Source organism: Sulfitobacter sp. TBRI5, assembly GCF_051013555.1.
Lineage (GTDB): Bacteria > Pseudomonadota > Alphaproteobacteria > Rhodobacterales > Rhodobacteraceae > JL08.
In genome coordinates, this window is sequence record NZ_CP112884.1 from 3,041,485 (window position 1) to 3,064,339 (window position 22,855).

Here is a 22,855-nt window from a genome sequence, read left to right on the forward strand (position 1 = left end):
TCGAACCAAGGAGGCGATCATGAAAGTTATCAATCACACAGAGTTTGAAGTCGGCGAAGCACCTATTTTGAAAGCACGCGCTGGCGTTGTTGCGTTTGCGAAGGCGGGTATTGCGAAATTGAGTGGCCTATTCCGTAAGAGCTATCAGGTAGACCGATTACCCGCTCGACTTCTCCGAGACGCTGGAATTGACGATCTGGAAATTGAACGGCGCCGGTTGGCCAATGCACCCTTGATCCGATGAGGCAAAAAGGTGCGTTATGAATGATATCGGGAATGTCGTCTGTGGATGGCTCCTGCATTGCAAGACATTTTTGACGTTTATTGCGGCATTTAATCAGTACAGTCGTCTGTCCGGCCTGTTCACGTGGTGATCTGCCACTGGCCTTGATGATTTCCGCAAGCGAGGTTCCAATCGGCTTCACGGCCTAAAGAGGCCATCGTCATTCCCGGAGTGTCCTCGCTCTTGGTTGACTTATTCCGCGTCATCACATCATGCGTCTTGCATTTCTGGCAGGTTTCCCGATCAGGTGATCGGCTGCCGGTAATTCTCCTGCCTCGTCAGCATTGCCCAGATCACGCGCGCCGTTTTGTTTGCCATGGCAACTGTTGCAAGCCGAACCGGCTTTCCAGCGAGCATCCTCGCGGTCCAGATATCGACTTTCTCGGGATGAAGTTTTGCCATCAATGCGCGCGATGTCATGCCAACGATAAGGAGTTTCCTGAGGTAATGATCACCTTTCTTGGTAATCCGCCCAAGCCTCTCTTTGCCGCCACTGGACTTATTGAGTGGGGTTAAGCCCAGCCAAGCGGCCAGATCTCGTCCGGTTTTGAACTGTTTGGCGTCGCCGACGGTCGCCACGATGGCTGACGCCGTAATCGGGCCAATCCCAGGCACCTGCATCAGTCGGCGTGCGTTGGCATCTCGTCGAGCATGGCTCTCGATCAACTTGGAAAAGCCTTCAATTCGGGCGCTGAGCCCAAGGAGTTGATAACACAAGGTGCCGAGAACCCCGTTCGCCAGTTCGGGAATTTTAGGTTGATCACCTTCCAGGTGGCTTTTGGAAAAGCGGACCACAGCCTCAACCCCGGTTGGGAGAACATAGCCAAACTCACGCAGCATCCCCCGTATCATGTTTGAGACCTGGGTTCTCTGGCGGACGATGAGTTCGCGCGTGCGGTGGGCGGTCAAAAGAGCTTGCTGGTCTTCGGTCTTGATCTCAACAAATCTCATCGTCGGGCGGCCAACCGCTTCGCAGATTGCCTCTGCATCCACTGCGTCGGTCTTTCCGCGTTTGACATATGGCTTGACGTAAGTTGCTGGCATCAAACGGACATCGTGCCCTAACTTGCTAAGTTCTCGACCCCAATGATGGGCCGAACCGCAGGCTTCCATACCGACCACACAAGGCGGTAGGCCCTCAAAGAACTCTAACAGTTTTGCGCGTTTGATCTTCTTGTTGAAGACCTTGTCGCCTGTCACAGAAACTCCATGAACCTGGAAAACATCCTTGGCCAGATCCAGTCCTATGGTTTTTACTTGCATTGGGTGGCTCCTCTCAAAAGCAGATTCTGACACCTGCATTATGGCGCATTGCGACGCCGGGTGGAGCAGGAGCCATCCACTTCATCCGCTTCGGGCGGCTGTTCAGACATTAGCGCAAATTGCGGCGATTGACCGGTCAGAGCCCATTCCTACGCACCCATGCCCAAGCGAAAGCGGACTATTTTCTAACAATCGTCGTTGATAATTTCACCCAAAGCACGAGCCTGAACCCCTTCTGTGTCTGGGCCCGACAGACCGTTAATGCTAACCAAAGCCTTCCAAAGAGCCCATGCTTTTGCGCGAGACCAAGTATTATCATCGACTTTGGCGGCTTCCCTGAAATGCTGACGGGTCATTGCATCAAAATATGTCCATGCAATAGTGAGGTCACAGGCTGGGTCACCGACGCCGCATGTCCCAAAGTCGATCAATGCGCTTATCGTTTCACCCTTCATTAGGACATTGCCTACGGCCAAGTCTCCATGGAACCAAACCGGGGCATTCGACCAAGCCGACATCATCCCGCGTTGCCAGATTTCTAGACATTGTTTCTTCTTAGTTGGGTCGCCCATTCTTCTTAGGCTTTCTATCACTTCGTCGCTGTATACGCTTGGATGACAACCTCTATAAAACGAGTGCTTTCCTGCGCTTAGGAAAATATCTGCCGGTACAGATTGCAACTCTACAAGTACTTCACCAAAACTACGGGCCAGCGAACTCTTGTCACATACTTGGGTGTCTTCCAAAGTTTCCCCAGCAAGCCAATGGCGGATAGACCACGGTAACTGATACTCCTTGCTCGGCTTCCCCAAGCCGAAAATCTTGGGAATTTCCACAGACAACTGGCCATTCAATGCCTCCAAAGCGATAGCTTCTTTCTGTACGGCATCAGCATATAAAGGGTGACTGGGAAGGCGAACTGTCAGCTCATCGCCAAGTCTGAACGTTCGATTGTCGTGACCCTGTTTCTTGATGGGCATAACTGGGAGACTGCAAAGATCGGGAAACTGATTTGCAATGAGATTTTGAACCAAAGAACTATCAATTTTTAAGTCCAATATTCTGATCCCTGCTACAAGTTGATTTGCAAAATTACCTACCCGTTCTTCCCCTATTATGTCATCCAACCCAATTTTGCGAATGTCTGAAAAGTCCGCGTTGCCGCCATTGATGCAGCTCGCGGCGAATGACTGCCCTGAGCCCAGAGCTGCCGGTGTGAAATCGCGGTGTTTGCTCTCGCAGAAATCAGTCGTCTTAGTTGCTCCGAGACCTGTGCTGCGAAGCAAAAACGAAACCGGCCGTTCAATCGGCTTGCGCCAGATAGTTCTCAGATACGATCAGATCAGGGTTGTACACTTAGCCAAACGCGCTCATCACCTGTCCAGTGCGCTCTCAGGAATGTCGAGGATCTGCTGTATGAGCGCGGTATCGATTTCAGCCACGAAACGGTTCGATAATGGTGGAATAGATTTGACCCGCTACAGCCATCCCGCAGACAGATTTTAAGAATGACCTGAAACTTATCGTCAAATAGCCATAAAGGCGCAGTTCGCGCGATGCTACGTTCTTTGCAAGTCATACTGATTACATTTCATTTGCTAGTAAAGCTCTAGTAAGCTCTAACCACATTCGAAGCCAATGAGGTGAACATGAGGTGCTTAACCCTAATACAGGTCCTTTTGATGGCGCCTTTAGCGGTGTCAGCGGAAGAGGTTTGGCAAACTGTAGGCGACTGGAGCATCATGGTCAGTACCAACAACTCCAGTCGGTGTTTTGCGTCTCGCACCTTGGACGATGGCAGCGAAGTTCAAATGGGAACCGAGCCCACTCTGGATGGCGGGTACTTCGCAATCTACAACGCTGAATGGACCCATATCGAGGACGGTCAGAGCGGAACGGTTGAGTTTGATTTCGGCACGTCTCGCTTTGGCGGTGAGATGATGGGCAAGGTGCAAAACGGCATGCCCGGGGGATATGCCTTTTTCAATAACCCTGCATTTGTTCAAGCAATTGCCCGCAGCCAGACTGCCAAGATTACCGGTTCGCAAGGCAATGTATTCGAGCTTGACCTAACCGGCACCGCAAAGGCCATTCGTGGGGTCTTGGCCTGTCAGGATGAGCAGCCTGAAGGTGACCCAGTCAACGAGTAGGCTTGGCTATTGCAGTTGTAGAATGTCGGGCTGGCATGGCTGCCTGTTTGCGGGCATCTGATTTGCACCGTCTGTACGGCGGCTGCGTGAGCCACCGATGTCAAGTTTGAACCTTGGATCAGATAGTTTGCCCGTCACGTCGAACGGCCAGGCTGAACGGGAAAGCGGACGGCCAACGGCGCGTGGCTCCGCCCTGATTGCGACGGAATCGCCAACCCAGTCGACATTCCCACGCGCAACCATCTGGACGCTTTCAGTCTCGGCAACGACAGCGTCAAAGGATACAACTCCGGCCGTTATGCGGACTGGCGCATTCACACAGACAACGTCAGTATATCCTTGGCGCAATTCCTCCGAAAACAGCCATGGAAAAATTCCCAAACCTGCCAATTCCAAGAGACTTGTCGCGACCTTACCCCGCGACATCGACACGGACGCAGAGCCAGTCATGGAATTTACGAATGTTTCGACCGACGTAAGATTGCCTGCCACGGTGAACCTCCCGCTCAAACCACCGCTTGCGTCAAACTCTACTCCCGCGGCGGCGAGTATCTGCGACAAATTCCATCCGGAAGTCGCACCGGAAACGGAAACATACTTAGGTGCCTCCACGACATCCATCGCTGCTTCAAAGTTGAAAAACCCGCCACCATAGTTGAATTCCAAAGGCCCTAATCTCGCTTTCCCCCCTACGGATTCAAAGTCGCTAGAGACGCGCGTTATACCTTCGATACCCAAGATTTCTCTAAAATCAATTATGCCGTATATATCCGTTTCACGCAGAAACTCAGACCCGTCCAGTATTTTATCTTCCCCACTAGTAGCGACCACTAAGGGCTGGATTGCCATATCCGTTTCTGTGTCCGTGGGCTGTATCGGAACTTCATCCGTCTCGGGCAGGACCAATGGCTGCAATTCAAGCTCTCCAGATCCTAAGTCTGCTTTAGGCTGGTTTCCGATCTTTCTCAGTTCCTTTACACCTGCAAGTGCATTCTTCAAATCAGCAAGAACCATACTTTCACTAGTAATAGCCGCAGTAATTTTCTGCCGGCCGGCTTCTTCGCTGGTTTCGACCGTCGCGGTTAGTTCCGATGTTCCCGCCCCAATATCAAGCTCTCCTTTCCAGAGCCCTCCTTCGCCCCGTAGCGCAATCCCGAGACCCAAAGACCCTGTCTCAATGGGATCGAGGTCGAGTGCTTCAAAAAACGCCGCGCCGTTTTGAATCCCGAGTGCGATATCAACCAGCGCCCCTTCGAGGCTTGTCACATCACCGACCTTCATATTCGCATCCAGCGTCCAAACATCGGTGTCAACGGCTTTCACGGTCAAATTAGAAAGGCTTAATGCACCTTGCCTATCATCAAGCATAAATTCGGCTTCAATACCCCCAAATTCTGATGCGACGCCTTCGTTGAGACCTGATAGAACCAGTGACGCGGGGGCATCTATTTCTCCCGCCAGACTAAGGTTTTTTAATTCCAGTACGTTTTCGATATTGCCGCGTGCGACCAGTATCGGCCTGTCCCGCGGTCCGGCTTGAAGAGTGATGTCTTGAAGGGCAAGCGTTCCTTCTTCTGTTCGGCGGATGCGGCCTATTGCAACCGGCCCAACCTCATCAAGCCCCTGCTGAAAAGCATTGGTCACCAGAAGCAACTCTTCCAGCTCCAGTAGGTTATCTTGGCTGATAATCTGTGTAGATATATTGGTGAGCTTAAGGTCTTTAAGATCCTGCGCATTGGTGGGTGGCTGGTTCTCGGGGTGAAGGCGCGCGTCAAACTGAAGGTCAAAACCATCGAGCTCATTGAGGTTGTCAATTTTGCCATTGAGGGAGATCAACTGACCTTTCTCAAGGTTTAGTGCTGCGCCAATATCGAACACCGATGTCACACTACCACTCTTTGTTACGGTCGCCCGAATGCTGCCTCTGCCATCGATTGACCCTTTGAGTTTCAGCACCTCAAGTAAGTCATTCACACTCTCGACGTCTAACGCCAGTTGACCTGTATACCCTCCGCCTTCCTCAATCGAAATTGGATCACCGTTAAACGTCAAATCAGCCGAGCTGAATTTGGCGGACGTTGTGAAAGGCGCGGAGTCCGGAAAGTTTCCGTCCAGCTCGAATGGCTGACCGTTGACCTGACCACGGCCAATGATGCCGAGAGTTGAACCCTCGTCCAGTTGAGCCAACGAAAGTTCTTTCAATTCAAAATCGTACTCGAACCCGGTAACCTGATCGTCAACAATCAATTGGATGTCAGTGAACGCCACGGTTCTGGTTCTGAGAAACGCCAGTATGCCGGAACTACTTTCGCCATCAGTCTGAGCTGGGTCATTTTCTGGTGAAGGCTTCTTGTTACGCTTCGTTGCAATCATTTTATTTTCTCGTTCGCTCCAGCTTGTCGTCTCGTCTGGTGTTTTAATAAGTTCAACTTTAAGGCCGTCCACAACCAGATTGTTTAGATCAACTCTGCCATCCAGTAGCTTAAAAAGATCCACATCGAACGCAAATGTGTTCAGCCTCGCAAGATCTAGGTCCGCCATGTTTTCGCTGGGGATTTGTACAGCGCTTGCCCGAACCCGGCTGATGGGTGCCATGACAACGCTGACATCTCCATTTACGAACACGGGCTGACCTAGCTGATCTGATAGCAGCTCCGAAACCAACGCACTCCGGAAGTCGCTAAAATACGGCACTGCGAGAACCGACCAAGCGAAGGTGATAGCCGCCACTGCCACGACGCACACGCCCAAAGCTATTCGGATGATCCAGCGCATCATACTCCATCTGTCCCATTTAGAACTGTAGTTTAATCGTTGTCTTGAGAGTATGTGTAGACCAGCAGGACAAGCCGATAAACCGTACGCTCAATTCCATTGCGAAACGCCTTATTATAGCTATCTTGACCATTCGTTCAAACATTGAACCTCAGCCGCAGTCCAAGCACCCGCGGATCTTCTTCATTAAAGCCGGGGTTATTCAGATACTGAAGGTTTGCAGTTAGTGCCCCGTTACCTGTCCAGAACCCAACACCACCACGCGCCAGTACTAAAGGCTTTGTTGCGTCGAAGAAAAGCTTACAAATCTTCCCGATGCGCGCGAATTGTTTGCCGTGCTGCGAGGCTTTTTGGCGGAACATCCAGAGGCCGCTTACGGAGCAAGCTAAAAGCAAATCACCTTGTTTCGTGAATGTGGCTTCTGACCGGCGGTTTTGTCCCGCATGTGAGACGCTCGACAGCGTCGCAGCGAATGGCTGGTTTCGGTTCGGGTGAATTTGTCCGAGTTCAATGACCGCTTACGGGAAGTCGCGCTGCATCACCACGACGGAACCAGCAACTTACCTTGCGCGCGGAGGCAAATTTCGCTGCGTCTGCATAAGGCGGGTTTGTCCGCATGTGCGACATAGAACGTGAGCGCAGCGAATGTCCGGATTGGGTTTCGGCCGATTTGCGTGATTTGTACGTCTGCTTTCAGTAAATCCTGCTGCGCTGCCGCGAGCAATCCAACGACACCGTCGAGCGATTAAGGTGATTTTCGCCGCATCCGCATCAGGCGGCTTCGTCCGCATCTCGGTCATAGCCCCGTTTTTCGCCAGTGTCGGCTCATGGTCGAAGCTGCCGTTGAGGCCGCGGCCCGTTTATAGGTCCAGAGCCTAGGGCCTGCAGACGCCTTGAAAGAAGCACTGCGCTTAGGAGGTTTGAATGTCCTGACGGAGTGCGGCAGCTGGGGCATGCTATACCCCAGAGGCGTGACGTTGTTGCTGCGATGGTTCAGGCCCGTATCGCCGGGGATCATACTCAGTGCCATGTCTTAATATCCCTTCACGCCGCGCCCCAAATTCTTGGACGCCAGTTTCAGGCTGTCATCGTTCAGGCCCTCATTCGCCTCGCGCTTGCGGATCCAACCGCCTCCGCCCGGGTTTTTCGGATCATCAGGCTGGAAGTCGTAGCGCCCAGCCATGCCCGGGAAGCGGCGCAGGCCTGCGACGTCCTGATCATGCGTCCGACGCCACCCAGCCTTTCTCGCCTCATCCGCGTCACTTCTCTCAGTCAGGATCTCTGACGTCATTTTCGCGTACATCCGGTCGACGGATCTTTTGCCTTTTTCCTTGATGATGTCTTCGGCGATTGTGTCGAACGTATCGCGTCTGAGGGATGGGTACATCCGCCGTCCTATTTCACTGTCATCAGTCATATCGATCTCCTTACCTGACCCCTGCGAAGGGGTCGTAATCACGATGGGCGAGCGCCCTCTCGTGCATGTTTCGGCGCGCATATTCCTGCGGCGTTTCGTTTACCGTTTTCTTCGCGACCGGGTACGCAAAGCTGATCGCCAGTGCATCGCCCCAGTCAGGCGATTTGCCGAGGCGCGCCTTCACTTTCTCCTTCGGCTCAAGCATGAGTTTGTTGCTCGCGTTGAAGAAGTATTGCGGGCTGGTGAGGTCAGACAGGAGGCGCTGATCATTCGGCAGGTACGCGCCGTCCTGAAGCCACTTCTTCACCTGCAGCCACATGTAGGATCTCAAGTTGCCGCAGCTGTCGTCAGGTGCCGTCGATGCGAAGTTGACGGCGATGACGTCGTAACCGAGCTGACGCATCCGGTCGATGATCCCTTGACCATGACCCTCATCGATCATGATCGCATCTGGCTGCCAGTCATTCGCCACCTGCGCGAGCTGACCGACCAAGGCCATGTTGTCGATCTGATTGAAGACCTTTGGCGGGTATGCGACGCGCCCCCACCTCTGGAAGATGACGGAGCTGTCAGCGCCAAACCGGGCAGGGTCACAGCTCAGGATCTTCGGCTCATGCACCTGTGCAATCATCTCAGGTCGACCGCGACGAGACATCGCAGCCTGAACGAGATCGAACGGGATGAGAACCTCATCCTGAGCGGAGTAGAAGGAACACATGAACTCCCGTTCAAAGGCACCGGGCGTCGTCGCGTCACGTTGAAACTCGCCGATCTGCTGATCCGTAAAGACGCCTGTTTCCGTCACTGGGTAGAGGACGCTCGCCCAGCGTTCGTACGCGGGATCCTGACCTCTCTGGAAAAGTTCGAACAGGGCGTCGCCGATCCCTGCAGGCGTCCCAATGACCAGAAGCCAGCTGTCAGGGTCATCCGCCAATGTCGGCAGGATGGACGTGCTCATCGCATCCGGAGGCATCTGAAGCGGGGCACAAAAAATAATGGTCGGTGCGCCCTTGCTTATGGGGACACACCCCGGCGACCACCTTTCGAAATCCGACCCACCCCGGGGGTCTGCGCGCTCAGCCGACCGCCCCGCGCCTGTGGCACAATTCCGATTAGGCTGGCAGCTACCGCAGGGCTGGCCCGCGCCTGGGCCGGGGCAGGTGCAGCAGTGGGCAAACTTTTCCCACTGCACCATCGGCCCCGGGCCGGGGCAGGTGATAGTCTATCAACTGGTCATAAGCGCTGATCGCCATACGACGTTGGACATGATGCAGGATGTGATGGTGGTAAACTACGCCAGTGCTACGCGAACCCGGCTGACAAAGCGCTGAACACGCGATGCCAACCGAGCCGCCGCTGCGGTGGGGAGATCAGCAAAACCTCACACCGCGCGCAGCGCTGATCACCTAACAGATCCGGATGGCGACATTCAACAGGCACGCAGACAAACCCGGCGCATTTGCGCGCACACAGTTTTCGCCCCTGATCTCGCCCCCGAAATCGCCCCCGAAATCGGGCCTGAAATCGGGCCTGAAATCGCCCCCGAAATCGGGCCTGAAATCGGCCCCGAGATCGCCCCCCGAAATCGGCCCGGTTTTCCGGGTTTTTGCGCGTTTTAGGGCATTTTTGATCAGCGCTGATCAACCGGAGCAAAATGTGGGTTATTCCGGACACTTTCCTTATAAAGATAATAATTATAAGGAAAGTGTCCGGAATAACCCACTTTGTCATGCGCTGATCAGTGTTTTTACACTTTTTCCTTTAAAATCAAAGACTTACGGTCCATTTCTTGACAAAATACACGTTTTTAGCACGTTTAGGCTGTATCAACGAATGCAACGCACAACCTTAGCGTGTGTCCTTCACTCAACAGCGCCGAGCGCTTCTGCCCCTGAAATCGGCCTATTTTACCCCCAAATCAGCGCACGAATTTACCCCCAAATCAGCGCACAAATTCACCCCCAAATCAGGGCCTAAATCCGGGCACAAATCGCCACCTGAAATCACCCCCAAATCCGGGCGCATTGCCTGGCGAGCTATTGATCAGCGCTGATCAAGTCACTGAAAAGGTTCATAATTTTTCTTGACAATGGGGAACGGCGAAAGCATGTTCGATGACGATAGGACTGACAAAGCGTGCTGCGGTAAAGGCAACCAAGGCCCATATTAAATAAAGGACGAGCCAGCCCGTACACGGATACGGATGAGAGCCTGTACCTCAGCCCTACAAACGCCCCATCGAAAGCGAAAGGAGTGTCCTATGGCACCTCAAGCAGGGCGCGTTGATGCGTCCATAAATGACAAACTCATGACGACGGCGGAGCTTGCAAGCAAGATCGGCGTCACACCTGAAACAATCGCGCAATGGCGCTGGCGAGATACGGTGCATGGTGGCCGACGTGGCCCCAAATTCATCCGCTTCAATCGCAGCATCCGGTATCGCCCGGAAGACGTTGCCGACTGGATCGCGAAGCAAAACTAAGGGAGCAAGAAAATGAACGATAGAACGACACACAAAGAAGACGACGCACTGCCGCTGGACATCTCACTCGCGCCCAGAGGGCGCGTACCCAACGACCACACCGTGGGTCTTATAGTAGAGCCTGAGATCGACCGACTGCCCATCGCGCCGCTCGACTACAACGAAGGCCGCCTTGCCGTCGATGCACGCGCTAAGACGGCGATGTGGCGGGGTGCACCTCCCGGCGTCAAACGCAAGTGGGAGAACCTGCAGCCTGTCTACCTGCGCGCCCATCTCACCGATCTGATCACCCAGCTGACGCCGGATCGTGAAGAAGATCTCTGGGTGTTTGATCGAGACGACTGGTTTGGCAGCACCTACGTCACTGACATCGACATCGGCGATGACTGGTCTGAGACGTGGAAAAAGCGCGGCAACAAGATCCGGAAAATGTTGCTGCGGGATCACCTGCCGGAATGTTTCTGGAAGGCTGGCGTGATCCTGCAGATCAGCTCAAGCGGAAAATTCCACCTCTGGTTCTGGTTCGACCGACCGATCCTGTCCCGAGAATTTCGCGGCTGGATCGGATCAGAAGGGCGGCGCGTCGACTGGCAGAACCCACTTCTGCCGCATCAACCGATCTACACGGCAAGGCCGCGCACGGTCGTCAGGCGCGGAAACCGCCTAGACACCGTCGCAGATCCCGTCAGGCCGCGCCTGATCCTTTTTGATGGGCCACCCGTGCCCGTGCCTGACGAACTGCCCTCAGCGCCCATGTCTGGGCGGGATGGCGTATCGTACGGCGAAGGCAGCGGCATCGCGCCGGGTCTGGAGTTTGACGATATCGTGCAGATGATCGGGACGCCTTACCAAGGATCTCTGATGCACATGGCGACGGTCCATGCGATCTGGCGTTACCAGTTCGAAAATTGGCACCGTGACGGCGGCCCCGACATGGAAGAGTGCAGGGGCATCATCCAGAGGCGCTTCAACGAGGTCGAGTGGCCGCCTGCATACGCAGCAAGGGCTGAAAAGCTGGAAGATTTCGACAGGCACTGGAAGAAGGCCTACGCCAGATTGAAGGCGTGCCCGCCCATGCCGGATGCGCACGGCCATTCACCTGTCTTTGAGCGTGTTGTCGCGAAGGAAAGCTTGGAAGAGCGGATGGCGATGAACCCATTCTGGCGCGCTCAAGGGCAGGTGCTGAAATGAAGTTGCTTGTAGACAGGCGAGGCACTGGCGCTGGGAAGTCAACATCGGCGAAACACCACATGACGGCAGCTGGCCGGGGCGACATGGCCGTCGGCCTGACCGAGCTGGGCAAGTCGTCACTTGCCGACTTGCGATCCCTCGGCGCTGAGGCTGCGCATGACCTAGGTCTGACATCCCGCAGGAACACGCCCACGGGCAAGGCATCCATCTGCAAACAGGTGACGGAAGTGAAGCGCCGCCAGAACGCTGGTCAGGATCCGAGACAGGTGCTCTGCCCGACGTGCGAACATGCTGACGGTTGCCCCATTCACGCGGCATATCTGGATCCTGCGCCCATCCGCGTGGGTGCCTTTGAAAAGCTCTTCCAGCCTCTTCCGCCGAATGCCGAGGCCGCGCGGAAAGAGGCCATCGCTCAGGCCGAGGCGGATGGTGTCCCATTCGACGATGGCATCCTGATCATCGACGAAGATCCGACAAGCAGGCTGTTTCCTGAAAGGCACTACAAGATCGACGTCCTGAGCGGGATCAGCCAATACCGCGACGACATCGCCGAGGCCACACAAAGGCGGCGTGATGAGAGGGTCAGGAAAGGCCAGCCCATCCCGAGCGTCCCCGTCGCTGCCGTCGCAGACTGGCACATCAATAACGCCGTCGCCCTGATCGACACATTGTACCGGGTGGATGAGGCGACAGCGCGCCGCATCGAGGCGATCTCGTCCCAGTCGACTGCGGAAAGGTCGGAAGCACCTGAACGCCCGGCGCATGAGAGCAATGGGCGCATATTGGCGCAGTCCTTGCCGCCTGTCGAAAACCTGGATCAGCTGCACTCGATCCTGACGTCTGTCAGATATTGGCGGAATCGAAAAGCCCTGGCTGATGATGACAGCAATGCTTGGCTGACTCGCGCCTTGGAATTCATCACAGCGATCTGCGAAGCAATCCGGAACAGTTCTTCTGATGGCCGCCTACTCGCCATCCGCATCATCGATGGGGACATAACAGTCTGCCGCAAGGCCGAGATCCACCGGACACGGAAAAAGACGAAGGCTTGGCTCCTGTCCGCGACCGTCATACCGAAATTGCTGCGGCGGCATTTCGACGAGATCGAGTACGCCCCGATCATGCCGCTCGATTTTGATGGGACGCCACCGTCAGAGATCGAAATGATGCAGCCGCCGGATCGGCCCTTCTCGACGTACACTATGCTCAAGGCACCGAGCACGGCCAAGAAGATCTTGGACACACCAAGGTGGAAAGATCGCCTGGTTCAGACCATCAGGACGCTGCTGGTAAAGTGCAATGCGAAGGGCGGCGGTCTTCTTGTCGTCTGCCAGATGAAAGTGGAGAAGGCGCTGAGAAAGATCTTTGCTGACGATGATGGCGTCCTGCCAGAGGGCCTGAGCATGGGCCACTTCAATCAGCTGGACGGGTCGAACGTCTACGAGAAGACAAGCGGCCTGCTGATCGTCGGTCGCCCACTGCCTTGCCTGCAAGATCTCTGGATGAAGGCGGAACAGATCTCGGGCACAGTTATCGACATGGACACACATACGGGCGTCGACAAGTGGAAGTGGCGGCGGGAGAAGATGTCTGTCCTCACGCCGGGTGGCGAGACCATCCAGGAGACGGAAGTTGGCGTCCCTTATCATGAGAACGAGCACCTCAACGCCCTCCTGTTCGCGACGACGTTTGCAGCCGTGCAGCAGGCGAACCGGGCGCGCGCGAACAACCGCCGGGGGCAGCATGAGCACTGCGACGTCTGGGTCTGGGGCGACAACATGATGCCCTTCGATTTTGACTACATCGTCGACATGGACAAGGTGCCGACATGGTACTTGCAGATGATCTCTGACGTCGGAATCGCCCCCCTGAAAAACGGGTACGGATTTACGAGCGTGATGACGAGATTGATGGACTACAGCCCGCATGCTGCTGAGAAGAAAAAGCAGCGCCAGAAGTATGACTTTGACGTCCTGAACCGCCACTTCTGGCCGCACCCGAGAGAGCTGTCTTACCACATGCGACTACGCCCTGTCGGTGGCGAAGGCAGCAGGGGGAATTACGCGGACATCCTCGTCCTGAGCCAGTCTGGGCGCAAGGCGAAGGATCTTCTGTTAGAAAGGTTCCCGCATGGGGACGTCAAAGGAACGAAATCAAAATCGAGAGAGAAGGAGAAGAAGAATGGAACCGGAGACATTAAGCTATCTATACTCGACGGGCTTCCGCCTACCGGGGACGAGGCCGGGGTATTGGAAGATCAATCACGCGGCGGAAGAGCGCATGATGGAAGAGATCCTGACAGATCAGAAGACAGGCCTGCCCCGGGCACGGAAGAAGACACGCGGCACACGGGTGATCAACGCGGCGCAGCCTAGTGACCTTAGATGGCACCTTCTGTCAGTGAAGCTGAAAACGGAATTGGGCGCGCTCAAGCTGGAGGTTTTCGGGGACACATTGGGCGATGCGATCAGCAGGGCGAAACTACGCATGCCCTACTCAATTATCACCCCGGCATCGAAATTGACCGCCGCGTAGTACAGGCGTAGTACGGAGGTCTCTGCCACCTGATTCGGAAGCGAATCATTTAGATCAAGTTCCTGTTTTCATTAGGGATTTTTGGCTCCGGCGGTAGGGATCGAACCTACGACCAATTGATTAACAGAGAACAACCTTGAGTTGTGTTTAATCGGGTTTGACCGGGTAAGTATATATTAAATAAGGTAAAATGGGGTCTCCATCATCATCTCCGGTTGGGCGCTCTGGGGATAGGTCGTATTACATATGGACCGAATGTTGCAGAAACTGTTGCAGAGCCCTGATATGCCCAATTACGCCAATTTACGATCACGCCCAAAAATTCATTCAATCAAACCATCGACTTGTGACACGATCTTCTATCGTCATGATGGCGACGCCCTACAAGGTTTGCGTCTTGCTGTCGGTGCGCAGGCGAAGACATGGATCATGTCGAAACGCATCAATGGCAAGGTTCGGTCGATAACTCTTGGTCGCTGGCCCGAGATCGCGAACGGAGACGCCGCGATGGCGGTCGCACGCGAAAAAATCGTTGCTCTCGAGGCTGGAACAGATGCCGTCACGACGCAGGTCGTGACATTGATGGATGCCTTTGAATCTCACTTGGCACGGTCATCGGCAAAGCCGTCGACCAAGGACAACTACCGACTCCAAGTTCAGAACCACCTCTCAGACTTATTCGAGAGGCCAGTCGAGAACATCACGCTGCCGATGCTCGAGGACGCCATCAAGGGCAAAACCCCCTCAACCGCATTGCACCTTGCACAGATCATCCGAATGGCGTTTCGGCGGGCATCGACCCTTCGGCGATGTTTTGATGTGTCAGCTGATCTCAAAGTCATGGAGAGGCACAAACCCGCGAGCCATGTACTGTTCGATCCCAAAGAGACATGGCCCGCGCTTGATCTTATCTTGGAAAAGCGAAGCCTGATCCATCGCACGGCATGGCTTACGATGTTGTTCACGGGTTTTCGTTCGCTGAACACCCGCACACTGACTTGGGATCAGATCGACCTTACCCGCAAGACGATCACGCTTACCGAAATGAAGAACGGCCTGACCCGCACGTTCCCCGTCGCAGACGTGCTGATTGAGGCGCTGAAGGCGCTTCCGTACCGCGAGGGGAATGTATTCCCCGCTGAGTCACGCACGGGGCACGTTCACCAGCTGATAGCCTTCACAATGACTGTTGGGCAGGGGAGTAAGGCGCAAGAGGTCAACGTTCTTCGCCAGCACGATTGCCGCCGCCTGTTCACGACCGCTGCGCGTCGCGCTCGCTTGCCTGAGTACATCATTGACGAATTGCGCGGCGACACACCGAAAAGCGTCCAGGACATCTACGACCAAGGCTCAGCCAACCATGATGATGCCAACACGATCGCCGAACGCATCATCAAGGAATGCGGGCTAACACCTTCTTTCGTACTTGATCGGATCAAAAGCGGCGCATAATCATATACTTGTAATTTGCCCCATCTCGCACGCGACCTTCCGCGAAATGAGGCCGTGATGCAGAAGTCAGGATTAACGCCCGTGAAAGGGCCTTAAGCAAATGCGATCCTGAGCGCGAAGGCATGAGCACACGGTCAATGGCTTCATTCCGAAAGGATGAAACCCTTGACTACGATCGAACTCTCAGAAGAAGTGCGCGCCTTGCGCGAAACGGTTGGTTTTATGGCCGACCAACTGACCCGCATTGGTGTCGGCCCAAAACTAATGACCACGCCCGAGTGCGCTGAATTTCTTGGCGTCGGGAAAGACATCATGTTCGAGTGGCGAAGGAGCGGGGATGGTCCTCCATACCTGCATATCACCGCCCGCACCCTCAGGTACGACCGTGATGCCGTGCTTGAATGGGCTAAATCCCACGAAGTGAAATAAATCGGAGCGAGGGTTGAATCCCCGCTCCGGGTTAGGCGTGTCACGAAGTGTTTGGAATAACTGTTTTATAGCAGATTTTGCGACGTGCCAAAACCATGGATTGAGGTGATCACCCACGCTCTCTTGCGGAAGAGAGATACAATGGAAATCATCAATCAGATCGTTGCCTTGGGTGACAAGCGGCGACACACGCAATGGTACATAAACAAAGGCAAAACGGCATACCGACCGATTGACGCCGAGATCGACGACAGCAGCATCAAGAGGCATGTGTCAGCAAAGCAGCCGCTCGGAATGCTCTTGCATGTTGACGAAAAGCGAACCAAATCGCATTGCCTCGTTTTCGACTTCGATGATCACGACAAAAAAGGCATCGCCCTTGGGCCGACGCTGACAGTCGCGAGGCACCTGCAAGAGATCGGGATTCCTTTCCTCGTGTTTCGTTCAGGCGGTGGGCATGGTTACCATATTTGGGTGTTTTGGGAGGAGGCGCGCCGTGTTGATACTTTGCTGTCCGTTGCCAAAGAATGGCTCGGCGGCATTGACGAAGAAAAGACGAAATACGTCGTCGTCAAGAGCGGCAAGTTAAATCAAACCAAAACCAACTCCAAAGGCAAGAAGATCGGCGTTGAACACGGCATCGAAATTCTTCCCAAAGGGACAGGCGAGCAGAACGTCGCTATCCCATGCTCTCGTGCATCCGTGCCCATGCGATTGGTTAAGGAAGGATCGGTAGTCTCGCTCGAAGAATGCCGCCTCGACGATCTCGAATTGAAATTCGCGCCGTTACAGAAGTCGGGTCGCAAGGCGAGCGGTGCGTCGCCCCAAGTTGACCGCGACGCCGCCTTCGACGCGTTCATTCAGGCATACGATGCTGACGGCTACTCGCAATGGGGATCAGCTGGCATTTGCCTTCAAGCCGCATTCGGCAAGGAAGATGCGTGGGCGCAAGAGAAATGGGAGGAGTGGTCGCGGTCGTCGTCGAAGTATGAAGGCGGTGATGAATGTGAGTGGGATCAGTTGACCTCCGCGAAGAAATACTCGCCGTTGTCATTTTGGCGGACAGCAAAAAACCATGGATATGATGGCAAGTGGCCTCACACCGCCGCCGAGAAACGCAAACTCCTCGCAATCGACTTCCTGACCGATGTGAAAATCCTGCGTGATCAATCGGACAAGGCGTATGCTGAACTTCGCGACCGCGACTTTGTGCCTATCGACTCGAGTGAGTTCAAAGAAACAATCGCGCTCGCACTCTACCGCAAAGACCAAAACCTGCCTGATGAGCGCGCGGTAAAAGGCGCACAGATGATTGCGATGGCGATGGCACGTGACACCGATCCCGAAAACATCGCGCTTCGATATTCCCGCATTGGCGGAAAGCGATACGCTTTCTTGGCCGATAAGGAACGCAGCATTGTCGAAATCGACGTTGACGGATGGCGGTTCAACAACGATGCGCCCGTTCAATTTCGCAAAGGCGTTGGCTTGCCCATGACCGTGGAGGAAGGCGGGACAATCCGCGACCTCACTGATTTCCTGAATGTGGACGACGACTCGATGGTATTCCTGCTCGCTTGGATGGTGACGGCAATCATCCACCCAGGTGGTCAATGTCCGATTGCCGTGCTCGACGGAATTGCGGGATCGGGCAAATCATCGACGCTTTCGACCATCGTGCAGATCGTTGACCCGAAAGTTGGGGCGCAGGCGGGCGATCCTTCGAGTGAGGAGGATTTGCTTGTGTCTGCCTATCAATCGGCCGTCATGTCATTTGACAACGTGACCTCACTCGCCAAGCTGTCCGACCCGCTCTGCCGCCTCTCGACAGGCGGCGGGATGTCGAAGCGGAAGATGTATACTAATGAAGGTGTTTTCGCGCTCGATGCGATGCGACCTGTGATGGTCGCGGGTGTCGATCCCACGTTCTACAAGCAGGATTTGATCGAGCGGATCATCCGCGTGACGTTGACCAAACCGACGTCCTACATGGACGAGGAAGAATTCATGGCAAAGCGTCAGGAATTGCTGCCTCGACTTCGCGGTGCGCTGTATGATCTCGCAGCCAAAGTGTTGCGGGACGTTCATGGTATCGAGCAGAAGACGGCACGGTTTGGTGTCTACAGTCGCGTCGGCGAAAGCATCGCGCGTCAGATGGGTCGATCAAACGGGTGGTTTTTGAAGGCATACGCCGACATGCGCATGAGTATCGCCATGGAGTCGAGCGAAGCCGACAGCGTGTTTCAATTCCTTACGCACTACCTACTCGACTTCGACAAAGGCGTCGGGTCGAGGCGCGTCGAATACGCAGGCGCACTGCTGATGGAGATGAAGGACAAGTTGAAAGAAGCGCCTGTGCCGTTCGCAATGTCGGACATTCCTTCGCAACCGCGTGTCATGGGATCACGCATCGCACAGACGGTATCGCTGCTGCGGAAGTCGACGGGATGGTCGGTGACACGCGGGCATGATCGAGAATTCATCTTCGAGAAGGTCGAAGATGTCGAGGCGTCAGCGGAGGATGTGTTTGCGATGGCCGAGAAATACGCGCGGCAACGGGAGGATGACGCGGGCATTTAAGAGCGTGGCCACGCAAACGCGCAAAGACGCACGGGATTCACTTCTCGTGCGTTTTTTTGTTTGTTTGGTTGGCATGCTCACGCTCGCTATTTTCCAACCAATCAAAAGTTTTTCGCAAGTAGAATAGAGATTAATGGGGTTTTGCGCCTTTGCGGGGGTGATGAGCGTTGCGGCGTTGCTGAAGCAACCAAGGATATCAATGTGCCAATGCCGAATTGTGCCATCGATGAGAACATCTATGTATTGTGCCCGTCGAAATTTCTTTTGTTCAACCGGCGGCAATTCTTCCTTCTGTGCTTTTTCTTTGGCGCGAAGCTTGGCAATTGCGTCCATCGTTGCAGATGCGTCCGACCGCGCGTCATGTCCCTCGTGCCAGAAACGATCAAGAAATACTTGGCATTTAGTGACGAAATCAATTTTGGCTGGTTCCGTCGGCAACAGGCACCACCGCTGCTTGGGCCAGTGCAACGCAGTTTGCTCGGCGTCGATTTTGGCGTGAGTTGGCTCGTCGCCCATTGCTCGTATCGTTGCCAGGTCGACGGATGAGAACATTGCTGAGCCGAGGCTTTCATCATGCAAGTTTATCTCAATCAGACAACGGTTGTTGGATGCATAAATCTTGCCATCGGCAAGGTGCACAAACTGCAAACCCGGATACATTTTTGTGTGGCGTCCGACGAATGTCCGTGCAGTTATTAGAGCAGAAACAAGGGAACAGCCTAAGGGCTGTCCACGAAGCGGCTCGGCATGACTTTGAGCTTCCTGTCCCGGAGAAACTATAAAATTCATAGCGGCTCCAAAAATGGATGGGATAGAAACGATTCACGGTCTTCTTGGGTGGGGTACTTCGACGTTGTTAGGTCGGACAATGGCAGCCCTGGGTCAATCCAATTTCCGTTTCGCTTAATCCTCACTTTCGGAATTGGACGAGGCAGTCCCGCGCTTTCCGCAAATTTCCTTAGTTCTGCAAGGCAAATCAATTCGCGAACACGCTTGTCAAATTGTGCCATTATCATCGGAAAATGCTGTTCCACTCGTGAACGCACGCTCAATTGAATGTCTTTGGGTAAACTGGTGTAGTGGCGCGCGTTGTCAATTAATTCTTCGCCCGTTAATTCATCCAGGTCGTTGCGGTCACGCGCGATATGATAGGCCCTGTATCGCGGCCTGGTCGCATCATTGATTTCGAGGCTCAGCCATTCGCAGTCTTGACCGACTTCAATGTGACGCTCCAGCCACCGCTCATCTTCCACCAAGTCCACAATGCCGAAACCGCCGTGACGTTTCCATGCTGCCGAGTCTCCCGAATGTAGATAGGCTTCGCGTATCATTTCGTTACCAGTGGTCGCCAGGCCATGCGCCTGCACATCACAGCGTAATGTGTGAAGGGAATGGAGCATTCGAACCGCCCACAACCACCGTTCTTTCTCGGCGATTCCATTCGTTGGAGAAAAGCAAATGTAGCCGTTGCCTTGGTCAATAACGTCTAAAAGCCGTTGCTTACCATCACCCTGATGGAACACCGGCAGAACGCATTCACCAAACTCGCTTTTTAGAACTGCGAGGTTCTCGTCAGATTCCTCAGCGGCCCGTTTGCATTCGTCCTCTGTTGCAGCTCGTTTAGGTTTTCCCGGGATAACGTCGAGATTTACGAGCCAGATTTCATCAAAGAGCCCAACCGCGTTTTCGATGAATTCAGCGTAAACCTTTGTTATCTGCTCAAGTGTGGCGGTCTTACCTGCATTCCAGGCGGTATAGGCGCCCGAGTCGAGCATGATATGGCGCGGCCAATTGGCGTCATACCTAGCGCTCGCGGTGCGAAGAGCTTGTGAGTAGGGGATCCAATTCTCATCAATCCTTCGCTCACGCAGAAGATTTCGCATGTCGGTGTCCGCTGATTCCAGCTGACCAAGTGCGGATGGATTGAATTGGCAGTAGTCGTCAAAGGTCCGAATGCCCTGTCGGACCATATCAAGCCATTTCATGACAGCTTTGGCGTAATTGGCATGCATCGAAAACAGGCGATGAGAACACATCTGGTTCTCGACCACTTGGAAGTGGTCATTGCTTGGGGTGCCTGACATATACAATTGCATGTAGTGCGCATAACAGCGTTCTGTGGCAAGATTTTGGCAGTGAAGTCATGTGCTTGAGTGAGGCTCGTTAACGACAAGACCGATTGAGCGCAGAAAACGGCGTCAGCAGTCGAATTCAGCCAAACTCCAGTTGTCTCGATTTCGTCGCTCTTGCTATGTCCTTGGGCCAGTGAGCGGGCTTGGTTTGCCAACGGCAGCCGAGCATGTTCTTTAAACATCGACACTGACAGAAAATTGACATGCAACTTTCCAAATCAGACTACATGCTGTTTCTAAAGCATCCAGCGTGGTTCTGGATCAAGAAGCATGCCAGGCATCTTCTTCCGCCGATCGACCCCGCTCTTCAATCTCGTTTTGATGAAGGCCATGCGTTTGAGCCCTATGCTGAGGCGCTCTTCCCTGACCTTGTTCGCCTCGGATTTTCGGACTTTGCGGGATATCGATCTCTAACGTCTCTGACGTCTGAAACTTGGCAAGATGGGGCGAAAGCGGTCGGACAGGGCCGGTATGAGGATGGCCCAATCACATGTATCACCGATATTGTGTGCAGGGATGGCGAAGGCTACGTCCTGACCGAGATAAAGAGCAGCACTTCAACCAAACCAGAGCACGCCTTTGATCTAGCGTTTCAGCGTGTTGTCCTCGAGGGAGCTGGATTTCCAATCACCCGCTGCGAAGTGGCACATGTGAATCGCTACTATGTAAGGGTGGGCGAGATCGATCCACATGAGTTGGTCGCCATTACCGACATCACCGAAGCGGTCGATAATCAGATCGATAACACGCGCGTGCGGATAGCCCATGCATTAAAAGTGGCTGCTAGTGATACGATGCCAGATGCGGCCCCAGAACGGGCACGCTTGAAATCCTACGATGAATGGCTGGAAATCCGCGAGAAGCTTGATCCACCTCTAGCGCCAGACAGCATCCATCGACTTCCGTTCATCAACGCGAAACAAGCCTCAACTCTGACTGAGTCTGGGATCACGACGATCGATGCGATCGACGATCCGTCAGTTTTGGGCAAATCGACCCGGCGGTACTTGGCTGCGCGGGCCCAGGGGTCACGGACCGTTGACCGCGGCGCGCTGGATTGCTTTTTAGCCGAGATTGTTTATCCAGTTTATTATTTCGACTACGAAACATCACAGAGCTTGCTTCCTCCTTGGGATGGCGTGCGTCCTTATCAGCAGGTGCCGTTTCAGTATTCTCTGCATATACAGCGCGAGCCCGGCGGCGATATCGAGCACCGAGAATACTTGCACCGTGATGAGAGCAACCCGATGCCAGCGCTTCTTGAGCGACTTCAAGAAGATGTAGGCGACGTGGGCTCCGTGTTGGTGTGGTATGAGCCCTTCGAAAAAAGTCGCAATACTGAAATGGCTGCGGCTTTCCCGGAATATGCAGCATTTCTAGGCGATTTGAATGAGCGTGTGATTGACCTAATGAAGCCATTTTCTGACGAGACCATCACCGATCCTGCATTCAAGGGAAGCGCTTCGATCAAGAAGGTTCTTCCAGCTTTGGTCCCAGAACTTGCGTACGACGACCTCGATATTCAGGAAGGGGCAAGTGCATCCCGTCTATGGAAGGAAGTTACGCTGACCAATCCAGAAGCTACAGAACGTGACAAGGTTTATGCGGATTTAGTGGATTACTGCACTCGTGATACTTGGGCGATGGTTGCAATTCATAGGGTGTTGATCGGGATGTGAACGGCGCTGCGTTTCAGGCTCTGGACCTATAAACAGGTCAGGACTTCGACGGCAGGTTTTGCCAACACCGGACGTTCGCCGAAATCGAGGCAATGCCCGGGTTGCGGGACTTAGTGGGCGTTCGCTGCGCGTGCACCAATAGCGGCTTGTTGCGCTTTGCTGACATCAGGACAAGAGTGAAAATCGTATCATTTCTCACTTGGGTTGAGATACGTTCATAGGTGCCCCTTGGGTAATGGGCCTTTTTTCCGACCGCCCTGTTGGGTCTGCTCCCAGGCGCGTGCCAGGATGCCAACTGACCGAGACCGGCAGAACAGTCCACGCGCGAGTGGGGCATCGAAGCCGAGTTCGGCGTAGATTACGGCGGCCGCGCCATCAATGTTCATCGGGATCGGGGCGGGTCTTGATATCTGATGTATGCACCTTTATCCGCAGTGCGAGACTGGCTCAGGCCACACCCTCAGCCCCGTCATATTTTACCTGTGTT

17 protein-coding genes and 1 pseudogene are annotated in these 22,855 nt (G+C 54.3%); 9 read left to right on the forward strand and 9 right to left on the reverse strand.

The window, feature by feature from the left end:
- Positions 1–19: 19 nt before the first annotated feature.
- On the forward strand, positions 20–244 hold the full coding sequence (locus OLX72_RS15300; RefSeq protein WP_433989017.1) for a hypothetical protein: 225 nt from the start codon (positions 20–22) through the stop codon (positions 242–244).
- A 282-nt stretch (positions 245–526) separates the two neighbouring features.
- Here the strand turns inward: OLX72_RS15300 and OLX72_RS15305 are convergent, their stop codons facing one another.
- Together OLX72_RS15305 and OLX72_RS15310 are read right to left on the reverse strand one after the other, a co-directional pair.
- Complete coding sequence (locus OLX72_RS15305) at positions 527–1,546, reverse strand: IS110 family transposase (RefSeq protein WP_433989018.1); 1,020 nt, start codon at positions 1,544–1,546, stop codon at positions 527–529.
- A gap of 185 nt (positions 1,547–1,731) precedes the next feature.
- Positions 1,732–2,832 (reverse strand): aminoglycoside phosphotransferase family protein, encoded by a 1,101-nt coding sequence (locus OLX72_RS15310; RefSeq protein WP_433989019.1) that lies wholly within the window; start codon positions 2,830–2,832, stop codon positions 1,732–1,734.
- Positions 2,833–3,228: 396 nt separating this feature from the next.
- On the opposite strand from OLX72_RS15310, the gene OLX72_RS15315 reads away from it, so the two are divergent.
- On the forward strand, positions 3,229–3,696 hold the full coding sequence (locus tag OLX72_RS15315) for a hypothetical protein (protein WP_433989020.1): 468 nt from the start codon (positions 3,229–3,231) through the stop codon (positions 3,694–3,696).
- 6 nt (positions 3,697–3,702) lie between these two features.
- Here the strand turns inward: OLX72_RS15315 and OLX72_RS15320 are convergent, their stop codons facing one another.
- From OLX72_RS15320 to OLX72_RS15335, 4 genes are all read right to left on the reverse strand, one after another.
- Complete coding sequence (locus tag OLX72_RS15320) at positions 3,703–6,474, reverse strand: AsmA family protein (protein WP_433989021.1); 2,772 nt, start codon at positions 6,472–6,474, stop codon at positions 3,703–3,705.
- A 134-nt stretch (positions 6,475–6,608) separates the two neighbouring features.
- Positions 6,609–6,833, reverse strand: a complete 225-nt coding sequence (locus tag OLX72_RS15325; protein ID WP_433989022.1) for a hypothetical protein — start codon at positions 6,831–6,833, stop codon at positions 6,609–6,611.
- A 671-nt stretch (positions 6,834–7,504) separates the two neighbouring features.
- Positions 7,505–7,888 (reverse strand): hypothetical protein, encoded by a 384-nt coding sequence (locus tag OLX72_RS15330; RefSeq protein ID WP_433989023.1) that lies wholly within the window; start codon positions 7,886–7,888, stop codon positions 7,505–7,507.
- Positions 7,889–7,898: 10 nt separating this feature from the next.
- Positions 7,899–8,846 carry a hypothetical protein gene (locus tag OLX72_RS15335; RefSeq protein ID WP_433989024.1) on the reverse strand — a complete coding sequence of 316 codons (948 nt, stop codon included), beginning with the start codon at positions 8,844–8,846 and terminating at the stop codon, positions 7,899–7,901.
- A gap of 1,302 nt (positions 8,847–10,148) precedes the next feature.
- Here OLX72_RS15335 and OLX72_RS15340 point away from each other — a divergent pair.
- The 6 genes from OLX72_RS15340 (at position 10,149) to OLX72_RS15365 (ending at position 18,557) form a co-directional block, all read left to right on the forward strand.
- Complete coding sequence (locus OLX72_RS15340) at positions 10,149–10,370, forward strand: helix-turn-helix transcriptional regulator (protein ID WP_433989025.1); 222 nt, start codon at positions 10,149–10,151, stop codon at positions 10,368–10,370.
- 12 nt (positions 10,371–10,382) lie between these two features.
- A complete protein-coding gene (locus OLX72_RS15345) occupies positions 10,383–11,561 on the forward strand; it encodes a hypothetical protein (protein WP_433989026.1) in 1,179 nt (392 codons plus the stop codon).
- Positions 11,558–13,936 carry a hypothetical protein gene (locus OLX72_RS15350; protein WP_433989027.1) on the forward strand — a complete coding sequence of 793 codons (2,379 nt, stop codon included), beginning with the start codon at positions 11,558–11,560 and terminating at the stop codon, positions 13,934–13,936. Before OLX72_RS15345 ends, OLX72_RS15350 begins: the two co-directional genes overlap by 4 nt.
- A gap of 406 nt (positions 13,937–14,342) precedes the next feature.
- A complete protein-coding gene (locus OLX72_RS15355) occupies positions 14,343–15,548 on the forward strand; it encodes a tyrosine-type recombinase/integrase (protein ID WP_114870343.1) in 1,206 nt (401 codons plus the stop codon).
- 165 nt (positions 15,549–15,713) lie between these two features.
- A complete protein-coding gene (locus OLX72_RS15360) occupies positions 15,714–15,977 on the forward strand; it encodes a helix-turn-helix transcriptional regulator (protein ID WP_162798017.1) in 264 nt (87 codons plus the stop codon).
- 141 nt (positions 15,978–16,118) lie between these two features.
- Positions 16,119–18,557, forward strand: coding sequence for a TOTE conflict system archaeo-eukaryotic primase domain-containing protein (locus tag OLX72_RS15365; protein WP_433989028.1), 2,439 nt, complete (start codon positions 16,119–16,121; stop codon positions 18,555–18,557).
- Here OLX72_RS15365 and OLX72_RS15370 read toward each other — a convergent pair.
- Positions 18,489–19,346: a hypothetical protein gene (locus OLX72_RS15370; RefSeq protein WP_433989029.1), complete on the reverse strand. Its 858-nt coding sequence runs from the start codon at positions 19,344–19,346 to the stop codon at positions 18,489–18,491. The genes OLX72_RS15365 and OLX72_RS15370 overlap by 69 nt on opposite strands.
- Positions 19,343–20,653 (reverse strand): hypothetical protein, encoded by a 1,311-nt coding sequence (locus tag OLX72_RS15375; protein WP_114870338.1) that lies wholly within the window; start codon positions 20,651–20,653, stop codon positions 19,343–19,345. The genes OLX72_RS15370 and OLX72_RS15375 overlap by 4 nt, the downstream gene beginning before the upstream one ends.
- A 239-nt stretch (positions 20,654–20,892) precedes the next feature.
- Between OLX72_RS15375 and OLX72_RS15380 the strand changes: the two genes are divergently transcribed.
- Complete coding sequence (locus tag OLX72_RS15380) at positions 20,893–22,368, forward strand: DUF2779 domain-containing protein (RefSeq protein ID WP_114870337.1); 1,476 nt, start codon at positions 20,893–20,895, stop codon at positions 22,366–22,368.
- 215 nt (positions 22,369–22,583) lie between these two features.
- Here the strand turns inward: OLX72_RS15380 and OLX72_RS15385 are convergent.
- Positions 22,584–22,763 (reverse strand): annotated as a pseudogene (locus OLX72_RS15385) (citryl-CoA lyase); the annotation flags it as partial.
- Positions 22,764–22,855 lie beyond the last annotated feature (92 nt).

Bases quoted from the DNA above. Each gene is read 5' to 3' on its own strand.
- OLX72_RS15350 (WP_433989027.1), top strand. From the start codon at position 11,558: ATGAAGTTGCTTGTAGACAGGCGAGGCACTGGCGCTGGGAAGTCAACA.
- OLX72_RS15380 (WP_114870337.1), top strand. From the start codon at position 20,893: ATGCAACTTTCCAAATCAGACTACATGCTGTTTCTAAAGCATCCAGCG.
- OLX72_RS15345 (WP_433989026.1), top strand. From the start codon at position 10,383: ATGAACGATAGAACGACACACAAAGAAGACGACGCACTGCCGCTGGAC.
- OLX72_RS15305 (WP_433989018.1), bottom strand. From the start codon at position 1,546: ATGCAAGTAAAAACCATAGGACTGGATCTGGCCAAGGATGTTTTCCAG.
- OLX72_RS15375 (WP_114870338.1), bottom strand. From the start codon at position 20,653: ATGCAATTGTATATGTCAGGCACCCCAAGCAATGACCACTTCCAAGTG.
- OLX72_RS15340 (WP_433989025.1), top strand. From the start codon at position 10,149: ATGGCACCTCAAGCAGGGCGCGTTGATGCGTCCATAAATGACAAACTC.
- OLX72_RS15300 (WP_433989017.1), top strand. From the start codon at position 20: ATGAAAGTTATCAATCACACAGAGTTTGAAGTCGGCGAAGCACCTATT.
- OLX72_RS15355 (WP_114870343.1), top strand. From the start codon at position 14,343: ATGGACCGAATGTTGCAGAAACTGTTGCAGAGCCCTGATATGCCCAAT.
- OLX72_RS15370 (WP_433989029.1), bottom strand. From the start codon at position 19,346: ATGAATTTTATAGTTTCTCCGGGACAGGAAGCTCAAAGTCATGCCGAG.
- OLX72_RS15365 (WP_433989028.1), top strand. From the start codon at position 16,119: ATGGAAATCATCAATCAGATCGTTGCCTTGGGTGACAAGCGGCGACAC.
- OLX72_RS15335 (WP_433989024.1), bottom strand. From the start codon at position 8,846: ATGAGCACGTCCATCCTGCCGACATTGGCGGATGACCCTGACAGCTGG.
- OLX72_RS15330 (WP_433989023.1), bottom strand. From the start codon at position 7,888: ATGACTGATGACAGTGAAATAGGACGGCGGATGTACCCATCCCTCAGA.
- OLX72_RS15325 (WP_433989022.1), bottom strand. From the start codon at position 6,833: ATGTTCCGCCAAAAAGCCTCGCAGCACGGCAAACAATTCGCGCGCATC.
- OLX72_RS15320 (WP_433989021.1), bottom strand. From the start codon at position 6,474: ATGATGCGCTGGATCATCCGAATAGCTTTGGGCGTGTGCGTCGTGGCA.
- OLX72_RS15315 (WP_433989020.1), top strand. From the start codon at position 3,229: ATGGCGCCTTTAGCGGTGTCAGCGGAAGAGGTTTGGCAAACTGTAGGC.